The organism is Bacillus sp. AFS077874, from assembly GCF_002566505.1.
GTDB lineage: Bacteria > Bacillota > Bacilli > Bacillales > Bacillaceae_G > Gottfriedia.
On sequence record NZ_NUYF01000007.1, the window covers coordinates 569,294 to 588,158 of the forward strand.

The window sequence follows — 18,865 nt, forward strand, 5'->3', positions numbered from 1 at the left end:
CGACAGCCTAGTGCGACTCAAAATGAGCCTTTAATTCCTCGTTCGAAAAAATATATTTTCTATTTATATAACAACACTTATTTTTTTGAACGTCTTACTTTCTTTGTCAATTACTGCTGAATCATTACTTTCCACTGTTACCTTTATGTTTAAACGTAACACTGATTGTATGATTTTTTGTTATATTCGTGAACGTGTACGTATAATTTGTTAGCTTTGTTTCTACTCCGTCTACTTTAAACGAATCAACCTCATAACTACCCTTATCAGGTGTAATTTTGAATGTTTGATTTGCTCCTTCATCTACTGAAAGCACACCACTTGGGCTAATCGTTCCATTGCCTTCAGCTGATGCTACGATTGTGTAAATGATTTTCTTGAACGTTACGTTAATTGTGTGGTCTTTTGTTACATTCGTAAACGTATAAGAGTTATTTGTAAGATTTGCATTCACACCATCAACAGTAAATGTAGCAACCTCATAGCCTTTATTCGGTGTAATCGTAAACGTTTGATTTTTTCCATGGTTTACAGATACATTACCGCTCGGACTAATCGTACCGTTGCTTCCAGCTGCTCCTGAGATTGTGTGTACGATTTGTTTAAACGTTACATTAATCGTATGATCTTTTGTTACATTCGTAAACGTGTACGTATTGTTTGTTAATTGTGCATCCACACCGTCTACTTTAAACGTTGCAACCTCAAAACCATCATAAGGTGTGATTGTAAACGTTTGGCTTGTTCCGTAATTCGCAGTAATTCTGCCATTCGGACTAATCGTTCCGTTAGTTCCAGCTGTTGCCGTAATGATATGAACGATTTGTTTAAATGTCACATCAATTGAATGATTCTTCGTTACGTTTGTAAATGTGTACTCTCCGTTTGTTACTGTTACTTCTTGTCCGTCGACCTTAACGCTTCCAATCTCAAAACCGGTATTCGGTGTGATTTTGTACGTTTGATTAGATCCATGTTTCAACGAAATTACTCCGTCCGGATCAATGTTACCATTGCTGTCCGATGTCGCCGTAATCATATGTGACAAATCATCACTTATGATTACTGTAATAGCAGTGTCAATATAACCAGGTGCTGTAACAGTAAACTCATAGTTACCTAGATCTTTGAATAATGATCTATCAGTAAATGTAATGTCTTTAGCAGTAAGTGTATACTTGCTTGGATCAACTACTTTACCATTTAATGAAACAACTGGATTCGCTGTAATCCACGCTGAATCCTGATCGTGAGTAACAGTAATCGGTGTATCTTCTTGAATATATGCAATTTTTGAAGCAAACACTGGCGGATTGTTCTTAACTACTTGAGTTACTGTTGTATCTGGATAACAATACGCTTTGAATTTAACATCAACATTACCTGTTGCTGGGAATGCAGTGCCTGGCAACGTAATTGTAATTTTGCTTTCATCTGAAGAGATTGTCGCATCCGATTTAACAGATACGCCTCCTACTGTAATATCACCTGTAACTGCTTTTGTAGCATTTGCCCATCTCATGTTTTCATCATTTTTAGGTACAGTCATAATCACTTGTTTACCTACACCATTTGGCGTCAAAACAGGCGTTGGTGCTGTTCTTTGATTAAATGGTTGCGCAATTGTAATTGGTGTAAAGTATGGTGATATGAACTTAACTGTTTTGTTACCTGCTGCTGTATTCGATTGTGTTGCATTTCCACCAATTGATACAAATCCTGTACCATTTGATACAGATGTTGTTACATAAGGTTTTACTGATGTAGTTGATGATAATTGAATTGTAACATCACCATTATCTGTCGTTTGATCTGATGTTGCTGCAAGTAAAATCGAGCTTCTCCACAGTGGATTATCCGAACCGTTAATTGAATAAGTTAGTTTATCACCAAACTGCGGTGTTCCTGCCGGTGCAGAAAGTGTAATAGCAGGTGCAGTTTGAGGTGTAACGGTAGTATTTAAGTTAACGTCAGCATAACCCGGAGCTGTAACGATTAAACTCTTTGAAACAGCTGCTCCACCATTCGTTCTCACCAAATCAAATGGAATAGTCAGTGTTCCCGCAGCTTCGTCAATAATCACTCTTGTTTTTATTGATGGTGAAGATGAAGTACCAAACTTAATATCCCCTCCAGATTTCACTGCAGATATCCAATCCGAAGCAGTTATACCTGGATTAAACGTCATTGCTAAGTCCTTCCCAGCATAAATAGTACCTGTTGGACTAGTAAGTGTTACTCCTTGTTTATAGAAAGCTTGATTAACTGTCGCTATTTGATAATTTGATGCAATAACACTAATTGCTATGCTTCCTGGTGCTGTAATTAGTGACTTATCAATTTTGATTGGTGTTCCAGGAGCTCCTACTGTAATGTTATTCGTTTCAAAATCTACTCTATTAATCGTTATACCACCTACTTGAATAGCTTTAATCGCATCTCTCCAAGCTTGTGTATCGTTCGTTGCTCCAACTCCAATCGAAATTGGATTTGAATTGCTATCATTAAAGTATCGATTTGGTTCAGCTGTCAATGTTGGTGCAGAGAACGCATTAATTCTTTGTAAGAATGAATAAGTAGCGAAATTATCAGCTGCGATCTCAATCTTCCAATCATTAAATCCCCCTGTTCCACTCGGAATCGATGGTGTTGAGAAAACTCCAGCTGGGATTGTAAAGTTAAACGTTGTTGCATTTGCCGGTGTCACTTGATTAAATAGTCCAGCAAGTTCATCCTCTTTGAAGACTTTTGCAACATTACCCTTCGGATCAGTCAAAGTGATTGAAGTAATATTAGGCTGCCAAATATCACGATAATGTACAGCTGTTGAACCAGTCGTGTCTGGGCGACTAAACGTTAGTGCTTTACCAATTGTATTAACATTATTTGGTGCAGTTAGTGTAAAACTATTACCAACACCATCTTGCATTTTAAATTTCATAAATCGATCCATATAGCCTGGAGCTTTGAACACGATCGTGTGAACACCAGATTTTGCGAATAATGTAGGATCAAATTCATATTGGCCTTTGTTAGAAACAACCTTGTCAATAATTGAATTCGTTGATACACCATTATAGATATTCGTAGATGACTTACGATCAATACCATCAATTAAGATTTGCCCTCCAGGCCCATCCACTGCATTTCTCCAAGCCGTATCATCAATTTGTGCAATTGTAGTAGCTCCATTTGCGTCTGGTGTTTTATAACTAATAGAGAACAATTGGAATGGATTTACTTTACCGTAATTAACAAAAGCATTGCTGTCGCTTGTTTTAATATATGGTACAGGTTTAATAACAGTGTTAAATGCAGTTAGATCCGAACCACTTGGTATCGTATTAAATCCTGTTAAAGTAATATTCTTACTTGTAGTCGTTACAATTTTTCCAGCTAATGTGTCTGCATTCGGAGCAGTTGTATTATATTTACCGATATTTTTGATGATATATTCAAAATCAGAATAATCAATTGAGCCATCAAAGTTAAAGTCAGCTGCCCTTGTATAAGTTGATGGTGTTGTAACATAAGCATTGTATGCAGTACTTTCTGCCTCAATGTCTTTCATATCAATTACATCATCACCATTTATGTCACCCGCAAGCATAACTGTACCATTAACAGAATAAGTTCCTCCTGCTGAATAGCCAAATTGTCCTGAGCTTGTCATTGTTAAATTTCCATAGTAAGTGAAGTGTCCTGGTATTTTCATTGTAACATTGTATGGCTTAGTACCTGCTGGCATAGGAAGACTTGTTGTAAATAAGCCCGCTTGAACGATTCCCTGATTTAAACTAGAAGCAGCGCCAGTTGGATCTTGTGCAACTGGTATTGATTTAGAAACACCACCTGTATTAGGATCTTCAAATTTTATCTCGATACCTGATCCATCAGCTGTTATCGGGGTAGTTCTTCCATATACACTCGATGTCGTATAATTTTGGAAGCCTTCTGGTTTAACGGTACCGCTAATAAATGCTCCGCCCCTAACATAAACGAATTTATCTTGGAAAGTAGGGACACGATCAGTTCCGTTCTTGCCATCATTATACGTTGAAATTTCCGGTACAAGAGCAGACCATTGAGGGTACATTGTATCTAGTCCGGCATCGTTCGTTACTTTATGTTTTAAATCAATAAGAGGCATTTCCTGTGCCACTCCACCACTCATAGTATCCTCTGTATTCAATACACCTTGCGCTTGAACAGCTTGGGGAAGATTGAAACTGAAGATATAATCACCATTTATATCGTAATCTTGATGGATCCAACTTTTCTCAGTAGTAATTCCTTTAGATGCTAAAAATGCTTTATATTGATCACTAAAGTCAACATCTGTTAATTCTGCATAGTCAAGTTTATCTACCCAGAATTTACCACCAACGAGATTTTTAGGATATTTGACTGATAGCGTTGATTTAAAGTTATCACCATTCGAAACTAATGTTTTGTCAGCAAGGAAAGCTGGGTCAACTCCATTTAATGTTGTCGATCCTGGTGAATCCAGACGTGAGTATCTATTAACGACATATTCATTTCCTTTTTTTACAAAGTAATAATATTTTGCTGTAGTATCCATATTACCTGCGAAGGAGTAGTCTTCTGAATAAAATCTGAACATAACCCCATAATTTTCCTTCATATTGTCGGCACTCGTATTTACAAGGTCCTCTTTAGATATTCCAAACTTAAATGTTCCGTCATCATTAGGTTTTAAGAAGTAATTGACATAAGGAGCAGAATTTGAATCTCCAAGCATACCATCGATTTGACCTAATGATTGGCTAACTTTCGTATCAGTGTCATAATTTGGTGGTGCAGGAACTGCTGTTTCTTTACCAACGTTCTTCATATAATCAACGTTTGAGTCGTAAGTTTTTCCTGAGAACCATTTCAGTGCGCCGTCTGTTGTAGGGCCATCAGCATCAATTTCATAAATGCCTGGTTCACTGCCTTTATCCATTTGTAATGTTGGAGGTGTATTATCAACATAAACAGTACTGTTTTGTTCATAAAGTTTACCTGTGGAAGCATCTAATGCTCTAAGTTGTATATTGTATCCACCTTCATCAACTGTCTTTTGTGTCTGCATTTGTTGTGTAAGTTTTACAGCTAGGTTAGGGTCATCCTTGGAAATAGGTGCACTATAAGGATAGTAAAATCCGTTTGTCAAAAAAGGTACATACGTTAAATTACCTTGACTAATACTAGCTGGGTTAATAGTGGTAATATAACCAATATAATTTTTGCTGGCTAAATCCATCACATAAAGTCTAATTCCATAGGAAGGGTCAACTTGACTTTTTATTCTAAGTTCTGCCCATGATGTTGGGATTACTGCATACGTATTAGGATTAAAGTTTTTCTTTCCAGATAACGTTATTGCTTTTCTCTGAACCCTGAAATCAACACCTCTATTTTGAACATTAATTGCAAGAGGAATGCGGTACGTTTCATTCGCACTATCCGGGTTAACAAAGTTTATATATGCCTCATAATATCCACTTGCAGCTGAATTAGGAGCAGTGAATTTTACTGTAAGATGAACCGTTTTGCCTGCAGGAACAATGACTGATTTTAATTCCGTTGTAGGCGAAACTACATCACTTAAACTAATTTTCGCTCCCTCCGCCTCACCGTCTTTTCCATCTGTTAAGAAAGCATCCTTGAAGAAAGCGCTCGATGAGTTGAAAGTTTTTGCAGCAGTACCATTATTGGTAATGTATAAATCACCAGTTTTTGAAACGGAACCATCTTCTGAACGTGCTGTATAGCCAAACGAAAATGAAGCTGTAGTGTTTGCAATGGTCACTATATTTGAACTAGATGAATCATCAGTTGATGTACGTGACTGAACAAAGTCCTTTACTTTAAATTGCATATCTGAATGTACGGCTTGATATGGGTCTGTCTTACCAGAACCGATTTGGAATACGCTTTGTTGTTTGTCAATAGGGTCAGCAGTTTGCATCAACGCTGCCTTAACATCTTCAGGCTTGTAGTTAGGATGTGCTGACAAGATCAATGCTGCCATACCAGCAACATGAGGCGTAGCCATTGATGTACCTGACATTGTTTGATAATCATATGAATAATCACCCTTATTATCTGGCTCCCAAATATCATAAGGAGCTGTTGAGAAAATGTCGACACCTGGCGCGACAACGTCGGGTTTAATTGCTAACGAACCTGTAACAGGACCAGTAGAACTAAAGCTAGCAAGTGAATTCCCTGGCATTTCAAAATTACCAGCATTGGAAATAGAGATTTTCTTAATCGTACCGTCTTTAAAAGCATTATAGAATTTTGTTCCATCATTCATGCCTATTTGCAAAGTGTAGACAGAACCACCTGCTGAACCAAAATAAAATGGGTAATAGCCTTGGTCATCAAATAATAGGTCTGGGATATCTGATGGGTTCCATAAAATCATTGCTTTAGCATGTTCATTCGCTGCATACATCATTAGCAAATTAATGGAGGCTGCACCGCGTTTTACAAGTACAACTTTATCTTTAACGCTTATATTTTTGTTACGAAGATTATCATACCAAGCAGGTGTACCGTATCCAGCATCTACAAGGTCGTACTGAGTTGATCCGCTAAGCTTTGTATTTGATTCTGAAAAATCTTTCCCAATTAAGCGAGTATTTGTAATAGCAAATGACTCTGTCTCTGACGTTCCATAAGAATGTATGTCAAAAGTTGGAACTTGTTTTGGTGCAGCAATCGCTCCTACAGTTATTGCTTTTGCAGCTGCAGCCGGTGTTCCCAATGTACCAGCGCCTGGACCAGCGTTACCAGCAGCTACAACAGCCGTAACACCAAGGTCAGTAATATTGTTGATTGCTACTGAATTAGGAGATAACGAATCATTATATTCTGCACCTAGTGATAGGTTAATTACTTGACAACCATCTTTGTACGATTGTTCAATTCCTCCGATAACAGCTTCATCCGTACCACCATGAGGACCTAAAACTCGGTAAGCATATAATTGCACTTCTGGCGCTACACCTCTAAGTGCATATGGAGAACTATTTCTTGATTGACCTGCAATTGTACCTGCTACATGTGTCCCATGAGAAGTAATATAATTATGATAATCTGTCGGGAAGTTTGGATCTTGTTGGTTTGGTGGAAGAGCGTCATTTGCATTCTTTGCAGCAAGCCAGTCAGAATAAACAGTTTCCATCGGATCGTTATCATTGTCTACAAAATCTTTACCACCTTGATACTCACCCGCAAGATCTGGGTGGTGATAGTCAAGACCTGTATCAATAACGCCAACTTTTACGCCTTTTCCTGTAATATTTTCATTTTGAAGGTCGTGGATTTTCATCCAATCGAGAACAGCTGTTTCACCAGATTGTGGGCCTTCTGGGCCTGGAGTTGTGACAGTACCAGACTTAGGTTCGACTGAATTTCCTGATATAGTAGGGCTACTAGTAGTACCATTAGTTGCTTGTGTGGTACTACGTTCCGAGCGTGTATTAGGCAGTAAATTTGGATTTGATTTTTGAGAGGAAACCTTACCGTCACCTGTAACACTATCAGGAACATCAATATTTTGTGAAGCCGGTATTGGAGCATATTTAACATTTTGATAAACACTCTTAACGTATGGTAAAGCCAATAGATCATTGAGTGCTTGTTTTGGTATTTTTACAGCTAATCCGTTAAATACCTGTGTATATTCTCTTCCTATTTTAATTGAGCTAGTCTCACCAGCACTTTTTAATGATTTAGATAAACCACTAACAAAAGACTTAAAATTGCTATGAGTTTCATTAACATTTTGCTGAGCACTTTCAAGTGTGATCGCTGTTGAACTTTCCTTATTAACGGCAATTTTGCCAGATGATTCATTTTTTTGTTGATATAGCATTTGAATTGGAGCTGGATCTACATTAAATTGAACAATTAAGTCTAATTGATCCGATGAATCTAGAAGTTTTGGATTAAACTTAAGTTTCTCCAAGTATAAATTCTGTAATTGTTGCGTTTGAGTCAAGTCAAGTTTGCTATTACTGTCAGATTGGACAGCTTTACTATCATTTGCAGTTGTTCCACCTGTCATGGCAAACGCCGGAACTGTGTATCCTAGCAGTGTGGAAGTTGCAAGAAACGTTGACATGACCATCTTTTTCATTTTACGATGGCTCATACCTTTCTCATTTCCCTTCTTTACTTTAATAGATAGAGCAAAAGCTCTATTCCCCCCTAACCATTTCTCCTCCTTTGATGACTGAATTTTAATAGTTTTTAAAATTTTATGACAAATTAATTGCCATTCTTCATTATAAGTGGGGTATTATAGACAGTAAATTGGGGAAATTTAGCATAAAGTGCAGAAAGAACTTTGTCAGATTTTGTTAAAAATTTGGAGTAATCTTCCCGTTGTTATTGTTTTATATAAGTATTTTATATGAATGGATTTGGGGGAATTTGTGAATTGTCATTCTACAAATTTTATAGATTTACATTTTTGGGATTAAATTAGTAATCCTTTTCAGCTTTTTCCCTTGTGATTCTGTCTCTACTCGCAAGTTAAGAACATAAAAAAGATCTCTCAATTTTTTGAGAGATCTTTCTACATTCTAATTCAATCTATTTTTTTATTTCCTGGACAAATTTCCAAGTTTGCCCTTTATTCTTTGATTGATAACGTTCGCTACTATTCCCGTTATAATCCCCATCTGAACCTTGACCAACCAACATACTTAAAACTCCGCCCATCATAAATGGCATACTTGGTGTGTCAAAAGGTTTTATAGTCTGTTCATTATTTAACTTTACTTCATGAGGTGTATAGTTTATTTTTTTGAAAGTTTTGCCCCCATCATCTGTGCGGTATAATGCGCCTTCATTACCGGAAGGATTTACTGCTCCTAAAAATCCGAGTTTGTCATCCAAAAAGACAATTCCCGAAGCACCTCCAACTGTTCCGCTGTATGGGTCATTATTAATAATAGTCCATGTATTTCCACCATCAGTCGTTTTGCTTAATGAATAAAATGTGCTTCCTAGTGCTTTATCCGCAACATTTAGTTTATAACCAATTTCTTTAGATAGAAAAAACTGTTCTTTTGTATTAGTTTGCTCGTTTTTCTTATCTTCTGAAGTAGCTTGGTTTGGGGTAGTAGATGGTTTGCTCCAATTTGGATTGCCTATTAAGTTATATCTAGCAGGTGTAATTTCTTTATCCACTCCAGGGACAAATAAGGATACTGTATAGCCAATTATTTCAGTACTAGCTGTTTCCGGACTATATTCTTTTCCATCCTTATCGATATTAATGATTCCATTTGGATTGTAGCTCCAATTTCTTTTACCGTAATAGATCAATCCATACTGACTTTCATTCCATTTGCTAACTGCTTTTTTAATTGGAATCACATTAGTAGTTTCAATTAAAGGGTCTAACAGTTTGTCGTCATTATAATTAGGCGCGGCATACCCGTGTAAATATACGGTAATATTTTCTGACTTGTTTTTATCATAAGTTATTAGAAAGCTTTCTTCTTTTCCATTGTCATTCTTTCCATAAACAAATGTATCAAAGGATGTAATTAATCCATCTGAATTAAATTTAAGGGAAAAATTATTTTCCATATATAGTTTTTTGGGCAATGTATGCTTATTATTTATATCTTCAAAAATACCCTCTACACCATATTGATAGATATTGTTATGCTCAAATTTAATTGATCTTTGGTTTTTTAATCGTTCTATATACCACGCAAGTTTACCGCCAAAATTAGTCCCACTTTTATATATGTTCGCTCCGTAAAATAATGTAATTGCAACAAACAAGACAATAGAAATCAATTTCCATGCTTTTAAGTCTGTAAGTTTATCCGGTTTACGCTCGCTACTTTTTACAACTTTTATTATGGTAAATAAAATGACCAATATTAATAAGGCTACGCTTACTAATAAGATAGGTAGATTTTTATCGATCCTTCCATACTTGCATATTGAAGCTAACTTTAGGCCAAAAACCCAATATCCAATTAAGAAAATCGGATTTGTTATGAATGTTATAAGTATTCTTTTTACTTTTCCCTTCAATCTATAGATCCCCCCTAATTGAAATTGTCGTTCTATTCATCCTTTCTAAGTATACTTTGTTTTCCTGAATTTCTGCATGACTCGTAATCTACAGTTTTGTCTCATTAAATAAAAAAAGCACACCTATTTGAACAGGAGTGCTAGATCTGAATTATATTAGATTAAGAAATTAAACTATTATGTTTAGGTATTCGAATCATCGTCTTAAATTAATACAGACTTAGGCTTCTTTTATAATGTTGCCCGCTCGTAATTTCTAAAGGGGATTTCTTTGAATCAATTATTTAAAAATAGCCATTTAATGTACTTAATAAAAGTTAGATATTTATTTACAAATAATTTAAATTTTTCCAAAAAATAATATGGTATTGTAGAATTAGGCTATGAAAATGCAATTCATATTTAAGTCATTCGTAGTTTTTTATGTGAATACGCAATAGTTGGCCCATTTATCTTTGAGCCAAAATTGAATTCGGAAAATACTATTAGGAGGTGCTTAACGTTTTTATTGGTATTTTTTAATAGTTTTTTTGCCCTAATAAACATATTTTTTTATTTTTCTTGTAAAAATTATCCTATTAGCCCATTTTTCTCTATAATCCAGGGTCCACGGTACCACAAGGCTCCTCAACCAGTACACCATCTTTAGGACACCTACTATTTTATTTCCCCCCAAGCATACACGATGAATGGATCAAGTTCTTATTTTTGGGTTGTTTCAATTACTCTGTCAATATTTTTTCAAAACTTAGTAGGAGGTTTTTATTTTATGTTAGAAAGTCGAATGGTACAAAACACAATATTTTCTGAAAAAAATAAGAAAAATTTAAAAAGAAAGACAGCCTACCTCGTTTGTTCTAGTTTAGTTTTTTTTAGTAGTGCTTTAGGAAACTTATTTACGAAACCTGCACAGGCTGCTATTGGAACTCATGTTGTTATCAGCGAAGTTTACGGTGGAGGAGGTAATAGTGGTACTTCCTACAAAAATGATTATATTGAACTTTATAATCCTACAGATTCAAGTGTTAGTCTTTCTGGGTGGTCTATCCAATATGCTTCTTCAACTGGTACATTCAGTAACATTACAAATTTGACAGGTAGTATTGGGTCACATCAGTATTATTTAATTAAAGAAGCAAGTGGTGGTGGCGGAACTGTTGATCTACCAGCTGCAGATGTTACAGGTACAATAAATTTAAGTGCAAGCAGCGGAAAAGTTGCACTAGCAAAAGTTACTACAGCGGTATCAGGTTCGACAAATTCTAATGTGGTAGATTTTGTTGGTTTCGGCTCTGCAAATGATTCTGAAACTACACCAGTAGGTACTCTTTCTGCTACGACAAGTATAGAACGTAAGGACAACAATGGTGGAACTGCCCAAGGCCAAGGGAATGGTTGGGACACGGATAATAATGCAAATGACTTTGTCATTACAAGCAGTCTAGTTCCTCAAAATTCGTCTTCTATAGCGGAACCTTCAACAGAAACACAAACTGGCACTGATAATGATCATATCGGATTAGGGAATCCAAGTGGTGCTACAAATAATATATCTAACTCTAATAATTATTTGATGGTTAAACCTCAGTACGATTTATCTTACAATAATAGCAAACACGAGCCTAACTGGGTTAGCTGGCATGTAGGTTCGTCTGATCTTGGAAGTGCTGCTCGTCAGGATGACTTCCGTGCGGATACTACATTGCCATCAGGGTGGTATCAAGTTACTGCTAGTGAATTTTCAGGAAGCGGATTTGATCGAGGTCACATGTGTCCATCTGCTGACCGTACATCTACTGTTGCTAATAATTCAGCAACTTTTCTAATGAGCAATATGATTCCTCAAGCTCCAAATAACAACGAAATTACTTGGGCTAATTTAGAGGAGTATAGTCGTTCACTTGTATCAGCTGGAAACGAATTATATGTAATATCTGGAGGCTATGGATCCGGGGGCGCTGGGTCTAATGGATATAAGACTACTGTTGGGAATGGCGTTGTCGTACCAGCAAAAACCTGGAAAGTGGTCGTTGTATTACCTAATGGGAATAATGATTTAAGTCGAGTTACAGCTTCTACGAGGGTAATAGCTGTAGTGCTACCGAATGATCAAACAACTTCTAGTCACCCTTGGAGCTACTATAGAGTAAGTGTAGATTCAATTGAGTCTATGACTGGTTATGACTTCCTATCCTCGGTGCCGGCTAACGTTCAAAGTGCCGTAGAAGCTAGCGTTGACAATGGTCCTACAAATTAAGTCTAGATAAGATAATAGTTTCTTCACTTATGATGGAAAATTAGACTAAATACATAGAAAAGGGAATGTGATCCAAAAAACTCTTGGTAGCACATTCCCTTTTCTATTTTAAAATAAACTATTTCTATTTATGATAAGGTTCATTCCTATTAATTCTAAATGAACGATAGATTTGCTCAACTAAAACCAACTTCATTAATTGATGGGGAAAAGTCATTTTTGAAAATGACAATGTATCATCCGCTCTTTTCATTACCGCATCACTTAGACCTAATGACCCACCAATTACAAATGCTACTTTGCTGTTTCCATATGTGGCAAGTTGATCTATTTTTTTGGCTAGTGATTCAGACGTATGTTCCTTCCCCTTAATTGCTAATGCAATTACATAAGCGTCTTCTGCTATTTTACTTAAAATCCTTTCGCCTTCTTTTTCCTTTACGATTAGCATGTCTGCCTCGCTTAAATTCTCTGGTGCCTTTTCATCAGGGACTTCGATTATATCCATTTTGGCATAACTAGATAATCGTTTTATGTATTCATCGATCCCCATCTTTAAATACTTCTCTTTTAACTTTCCAACACTGATAATTGAGATATTCACACTATATCCTCACTTTACGAACAAGTTATACACAAAAGTTATCCACATACCCACAATTTCTATCCACATTTAGTGGGGGAATCTATGTTCGATACAATATATATGGCATCATTTTGACAATATTCACAGGTTGTGGATATATTATGCGTTTTTTCGACTTTATTCAACAGTGGTGTTTCACTGTACTTATCCACAAAATCGTCAAGAGCCCATTCTATATGCTCATCACAGCTTAAAATTATTTTTTCCACTTATACACAGCTCCTTTTTTTAGCACATAAAGAAAACTCGTCCATTGACGAGCCTTTTAGGCGAAGTCAGAGGCGTAGTTGCACTTATACCTAATTCCTAAAATTGGCTACTACGTCGAGTACTACTCCCTGCTGCCCAATTTATAATTTTTTAACGTAAAAAAAAGAGGAGAAAGTAAACTCTCCCCTTAAGTATGCGCTTTGTTTTATACATACACTATATCTGTTGGTTTTTGAGGGTCCGTATCATGAATTTCAAATTGCATCCCAACTTCAAATCCTTTTCCCTCTAATGTTTGTGTAACAGACATTCTGGCAAGCTCTTTCATATTATTATCTTGGCTTAAATGAGCAAGATAAATACGTTTTGTTTTATCTCCAATTACATCTGACATTGCTAGTGCAGCATCTTCATTTGATACGTGACCAACATCGCTTAAAATACGGCGTTTAATGCTCCATGGATATCTACCCATGCGTAGCATTTCGACATCATGGTTACTTTCAAAAATGTACATATCTGCGTTAGAAATGATCCCCTTCATTCGGTCACTTACATAGCCTGTATCCGTAATTGTAACAAATTTTTTCTCATTATGATGAAATACGTAAAACATTGGTTCAGCAGCATCATGTGATACACCAAATGATTCAACTTGTATATCCCCAAACTGAATCGTCGTTTCCATGTTAAAAATGAACTTTTGCTCTGTTGGAATTTCTCCAATTAAATGGTTCATTGCTTTCCATGTTTTTTCATTCGCGTAAATTGGGATTTGATATCTTCTGGCAAGAACTCCAAGTCCTTTAATATGATCACTATGCTCATGCGTGACTAGAATACCGGAAACTTCTTTTATATCCCTGTTGATTTCTTTAAATAAAGACTCCATCGCTTTACCGCTTAGTCCTGTATCAACTAAAAGCTTAGTTTTCTCCGTCCCAACGTATAACGCATTTCCGGTACTTCCACTTGCAAGTACACTAAAATGCAGACTCATCGCTATTCACTCCATTGTTCATTATCTATCTTAATTATTTGTCCCTCAATGGCATTAACAAAGTAATCCTGCTGTTCATTGACAACGATATGCCACGCTGGTGCTATGAATTTAACTCCATTCGATAACGGGATTACTGTATAATAGCCAAAATCAACTTTTGTAATACGATCACTCGGTTTTAATTCATCTTTTACAAATAAATTTTCAATGGCTTTAATTGCCGGTAAAGCTTCTTGCACATTCTTTTTATCGATCATTTCTTTTAAGTTTTCTAAATATCTTTGGCGATACCCGTAAATCTCATTATTATCGTTATACTTTATTTCAACTACTGAGCTTTCGATATTATAAATTAGGCGATCTTTATAGGTTTGACAGAAGTATATCGTTTTTGATGTTGGATCAATTTGACAATAACGATAGTTACCACCATTCCAAACATACTCCTTCACAAAGTTTTCTAAGAAGAGTATTTTATTTGTCTCTGCAATTGGAACTGGTTTTTTCAATTGACTTTGTAATACATCTTTGTAGATTTGTATATTCTGTCCTTTTCTATCAGCAATAGTTTTCTTGGAGAAATCCTTACTATTACCTGATATATAAGATTCCTTTAAAGAATTTTTAGGTAATGTCACATACGTGATATCATTTTCCTTTAATTGCTCCTCAATACTCGATTCTGCCATCGTATCAAACTGATCGCTACTTCGCTTTTGATAATATTGAATCGCTAAAAATAAATCTAATACTAAGAAAGTTAAAATAAATATTGTTTTGATCCTACTCCAATCCAACAATATTCACCCCAGTTCTACTTAGCAAATCTTGATCAATCTTTTTATATGTGTCATCGTAATTTATAATCCAAACAGGTTTTAGCTGGATTGCTCTATTATAGTAAGGCTGATTGATGGTTGATTTATCTTCATCAAATATCGTCTCGTACCCTAAGCTAATATCCTTAATAAGGGATTTATTAATCGACTTATTATTAGAGATGATCTCCATAATTTGAGGACCAGCCATTAATTCCATTTCACTTTCCTTCTTGTCCACCTGAATTCTAAATTTATACAATGGACGTTTAAAGGTTTCTATATCGTCTACTCCCCAACTCGTCGTAATTGTTGAATTATTATACACAGGTAAATTATTTACAAAAAGTCTAAATGAAACTTCATTATTCTCAGGTTTAACCCCAGACAAAATATATCCATCAGTCCAACCACCATGAGCATTAATAAAATCAACACTTCTTTGGACTAATAAATTAGGACTTTGATTATTATTGTTTTCAGGCGTTGTCGGATTAACAAATGAAATCGAACGATTTAATGGTGAAACTGACATTAATCTAGTACCGTCTGTGAATGTATCTCCTGAATCAGTACTTTCTTTTCGGACATTTGAAGGATCACTAAATATTGCATCTTTTAATTTATCAACATCTATATCCGTTGTAAGAAACTCCATCGTAGTTAATTTAATTGGTTTTTTAGGTAAATAAATTATTTTACCTGAATCTAACTTATATCTTAAGCTTTCAGTAAAGCTTTCGTAATTGTCTCTAATCTTTTCAACTGAAGCAATGATTGAAGAGTTATCAAAGGTTGCTCCATAGAGAATATTTTGTGCTTCATTTGAAAAATAGATCCTTGCTGAAGAATCCTGTTTAGTAGATAAATTGATGATTATTCGGTCAAATAAAACATTTTGTAATCGTTTTGCATCTAGATTAAGAACTTTACCTAATGTCTCTACTGGTACTACAGTTGGAAAAATAATTTCTAATTTATTTTTTCCTTTTGTAATTGATTGATAGGCAACTTCAGATGTTTTATTTGTCAGGTTTTCAAAATTTGTGATTTCGGATTTCTGCAATGATCTATAAATTGGTGATATATTACCCTGTTTAGTTGTTTCATAATTTTTATTTGATTCATGCACAACTAATAAATTCGGAATTACTATGTCCTTAAAGTCTCTCTTTGCACCAATCGAAACTTTTTGGACATAGTCTTGATTTTGAAGTACATCGTATGTTGGTTGATATGACCATAAGCTATATGAAAGTACTAAGCTTACTATAACAAGAGTAGTTAATATAACTGATTTTATATGTTCTCTTCTCATTCCCACTCATCCTCTTGGTCATCAGCCACTGGAAGTGTGAAATAGACTGTTGTACCCTTTCCTTCTTCACTTTTAGCCCATATATGACCATCGTGCGCGTAAATCATTTCTTTTGCCAAAGCAAGCCCTAGGCCAGTGCCCCCAACTTGTCTCGATCTAGCTTTATCTACTCGATAGAAACGATCAAATATCTTTGATAGATTTTCTTTTGGAATTCCCATACCTTCGTCAGTAATACTAACTAATATTTGATCTCTAGACTCTTTAATACGATAAGTTACAGTCCCACCCTCTGGTGAATACTTTAGTGCATTTGAAATAATATTATCTAACACTTGTGTAATTTTATCTTCATCTATAAATACAAATCTTGTCTTACTTATGAACTCGCGTTTGAACGATACTTCTTGAGACTTACTCATTTCATGTCGATCAATTATACGATTAAATAACTCTGTAAAGTTAACCCAATCTTTCATTAAACGATACTCTGTACTATCTAACTTAGATAATTGTAATAAGTCATTTACTAATCGAATCATTCGTTCTGTTTCATCTTGAGTTACTTGTAAAAACTTAGGTGCAATTTCTTTATTCTCCCAAGCTCCATCTGACAATGCTTCTAAATAACTCCGCATCGTTGTTAACGGCGTTCTTAATTCATGTGATACATTGGAGACAAAATCTCTACGTTCTTGCTCTATTTTTTCCTGTTCAGTTACATCATAAAGTACAGCGATTAGACCGTTAACTTTACCGGATTCTTTTTGAATAGTTGAAAGACTAGCTCGTATAATCATTGGTCTCTTATTATTACTATAATCTAACATGATTGAATCTGGCTCATCGTATAAATCATCTAAAGTATTAATCTTTTCGATTCCCAATACCTCTAAGATCGATTTATTTAATACTGTTTCACGTGAAACATTAAGCATCGTTTCAGCTGGATCGTTTAAGAGAATAATTTTCCCTCTACGGTCAGTCGCAATAACCCCATCTGACATATGTTCTAGTACTGATTGAAGCTTTCTTCTTTCTCCATCCGTTGAAGCTCTGGCTTGCTGTAGATTACGTGATAGATTATTAAATGATATCGTTAATTCACCAATCTCATCTTCACTATAGGCCTTTAATTTGCGAGAGAAGTTCCCTTTCGCCATTTCTTGGGCCTGTCTTCTTATTTCAGAGATTGGCTTCGTAATTGCTTTAGCCAACAATATACCTAAAATGGATGTAATCGCGACTGCTATAAGTGTACCAGTTGAAAAAATACGGTTAATTAATTCCATTCTTTCATAAGTGCTTTCCATTGAAGCACTTGTGTAAATGGCTGAAACAATTTCGTCACCTTCCATTACTGGGGTAACAATCGTTTTCATTCGATGACCATTTTTAGGATCAATTAACACTTTCTCAGTTCTAGTACCTACTAAAAGAGCTCTTTTTACTAAAATATCAGTAGTTCTTTTACCAACAATAGACCGATTACTAGAATCCGAAGTAGCAATGACTTCACTATTTTGGTTAATAACTCTTACGTCTGATATTCCAATATTCTTTCCGAAGTCTGAAACTATTTTTTGGATATTAGCTTTTACTTCTGGGTCGTCCAGAGTTTTCTTTTTTTCATACTCTATTTTTATATTATAGGCCAGTAGTTTAGCACGTTCGTTTATCGCAACTGTAAAACTGTTTACGAGCTGCTTTTCAAGCTCTCTTGAAAAATAAACGCTAATAATTTGCATAGCTACCAAGATGAGTAAAATATAAACAAGTACAAATTTAAATACAATTGATTTAAATAAACCAACTTTATTATAAGCTGCCATTAATCTTGCTCCGGATCACGCAGGTAATATCCTACTCCTCTTCTTGTTACAATGAAAAGTGGATAACTTGGATTGTCCTCAATTTTTTCACGAAGTCTTCGAATTGTTACATCGACAGTTCGTACATCTCCAAAGTAATCATAACCCCAAACAGTTTGGAGTAAATGTTCTCTCGTCATAACCTGTCCGATATGCTTCGCTAAATAATATAGTAGTTCAAATTCGCGGTGAGTTAATTCGATCTTCTCGCCACGTTTTGTTACGATATAAGCATTTGGATTGATAACAAGTGATCCAATAATTACTTCAACTGACTCCTCTTTTTCAGATGGAGTTCCTGTTTGATGTCTACGTAAATTTGCTTTTACTCTGGCAAGTAACTCACGTGTACTAAATGGTTTTGTTACGTAGTCATCTGCTCCCATTTCTAACCCTAGTACTTTATCTAATTCTGAGTCTTTTGCAGTAATCATAATGATCGGCATTTCATGGTTCTTTCTTATTTCTCTACAAACTTCTAAGCCATCTCTAATTGGTAACATAATATCTAATAAAACTAGGTCAGGAAGAAACTCATCTACTTTTTGTAATGCTTCCTCTCCATCATACGCGCAAACAATTTCAAAACCTTCTTTTTCTAAATTAAACTTCAATATATCAGCAATTGGTTTTTCATCATCGACTATTAATATTTTTTTATTCAT

The 18,865-nt window shown here is 35.3% G+C and carries 10 protein-coding genes; 1 reads left to right on the plus strand and 9 read right to left on the minus strand.

What is annotated here, in order from left to right; genetic code table 11:
• Nucleotides 1-124: 124 nt before the first annotated feature.
• Nucleotides 125-8,170 carry a S8 family serine peptidase gene (locus COJ46_RS08715; RefSeq protein ID WP_098565833.1) on the minus strand — a complete coding sequence of 2,682 codons (8,046 nt, stop codon included), beginning with the start codon at nucleotides 8,168-8,170 and terminating at the stop codon, nucleotides 125-127.
• A 443-nt stretch (nucleotides 8,171-8,613) separates the two neighbouring features.
• On the minus strand, nucleotides 8,614-10,077 hold the full coding sequence (locus tag COJ46_RS08720; RefSeq protein WP_286145496.1) for a WD40/YVTN/BNR-like repeat-containing protein: 1,464 nt from the start codon (nucleotides 10,075-10,077) through the stop codon (nucleotides 8,614-8,616).
• 769 nt (nucleotides 10,078-10,846) lie between these two features.
• Between COJ46_RS08720 and COJ46_RS08725 the strand changes: the two genes are divergently transcribed.
• Nucleotides 10,847-12,334: a DNA/RNA non-specific endonuclease gene (locus tag COJ46_RS08725; RefSeq protein WP_176527930.1), complete on the plus strand. Its 1,488-nt coding sequence runs from the start codon at nucleotides 10,847-10,849 to the stop codon at nucleotides 12,332-12,334.
• Between the two features lie 124 nt (nucleotides 12,335-12,458).
• Here the strand turns inward: COJ46_RS08725 and rlmH are convergent, their stop codons facing one another.
• The 7 genes from rlmH to yycF form a co-directional block, all read right to left on the minus strand.
• Nucleotides 12,459-12,938 (minus strand): 23S rRNA (pseudouridine(1915)-N(3))-methyltransferase RlmH, encoded by a 480-nt coding sequence (rlmH, locus tag COJ46_RS08730; protein ID WP_097976445.1) that lies wholly within the window; start codon nucleotides 12,936-12,938, stop codon nucleotides 12,459-12,461.
• 59 nt (nucleotides 12,939-12,997) lie between these two features.
• Entirely contained in the window at nucleotides 12,998-13,189 is a 192-nt protein-coding gene (locus COJ46_RS08735; protein WP_387325021.1) for a CxxH/CxxC protein, read from the minus strand.
• A gap of 206 nt (nucleotides 13,190-13,395) precedes the next feature.
• On the minus strand, nucleotides 13,396-14,190 hold the full coding sequence (locus COJ46_RS08740; protein WP_097976443.1) for an MBL fold metallo-hydrolase: 795 nt from the start codon (nucleotides 14,188-14,190) through the stop codon (nucleotides 13,396-13,398).
• 2 nt (nucleotides 14,191-14,192) lie between these two features.
• Nucleotides 14,193-14,990 carry a two-component system regulatory protein YycI gene (locus COJ46_RS08745; protein WP_097976441.1) on the minus strand — a complete coding sequence of 266 codons (798 nt, stop codon included), beginning with the start codon at nucleotides 14,988-14,990 and terminating at the stop codon, nucleotides 14,193-14,195.
• The gene (locus tag COJ46_RS08750; protein WP_097976439.1) at nucleotides 14,977-16,329 is read right to left on the minus strand and encodes a YycH family regulatory protein; all 1,353 of its coding nucleotides are present in this window, start codon (nucleotides 16,327-16,329) and stop codon (nucleotides 14,977-14,979) included. The genes COJ46_RS08745 and COJ46_RS08750 overlap by 14 nt, the downstream gene beginning before the upstream one ends.
• Nucleotides 16,326-18,161 (minus strand): cell wall metabolism sensor histidine kinase WalK, encoded by a 1,836-nt coding sequence (walK, locus tag COJ46_RS08755; protein WP_097976437.1) that lies wholly within the window; start codon nucleotides 18,159-18,161, stop codon nucleotides 16,326-16,328. The genes COJ46_RS08750 and walK overlap by 4 nt, the downstream gene beginning before the upstream one ends.
• On the minus strand, nucleotides 18,161-18,865 hold the full coding sequence (yycF, locus tag COJ46_RS08760) for a response regulator YycF (RefSeq protein WP_097976436.1): 705 nt from the start codon (nucleotides 18,863-18,865) through the stop codon (nucleotides 18,161-18,163). The genes walK and yycF overlap by 1 nt, the downstream gene beginning before the upstream one ends.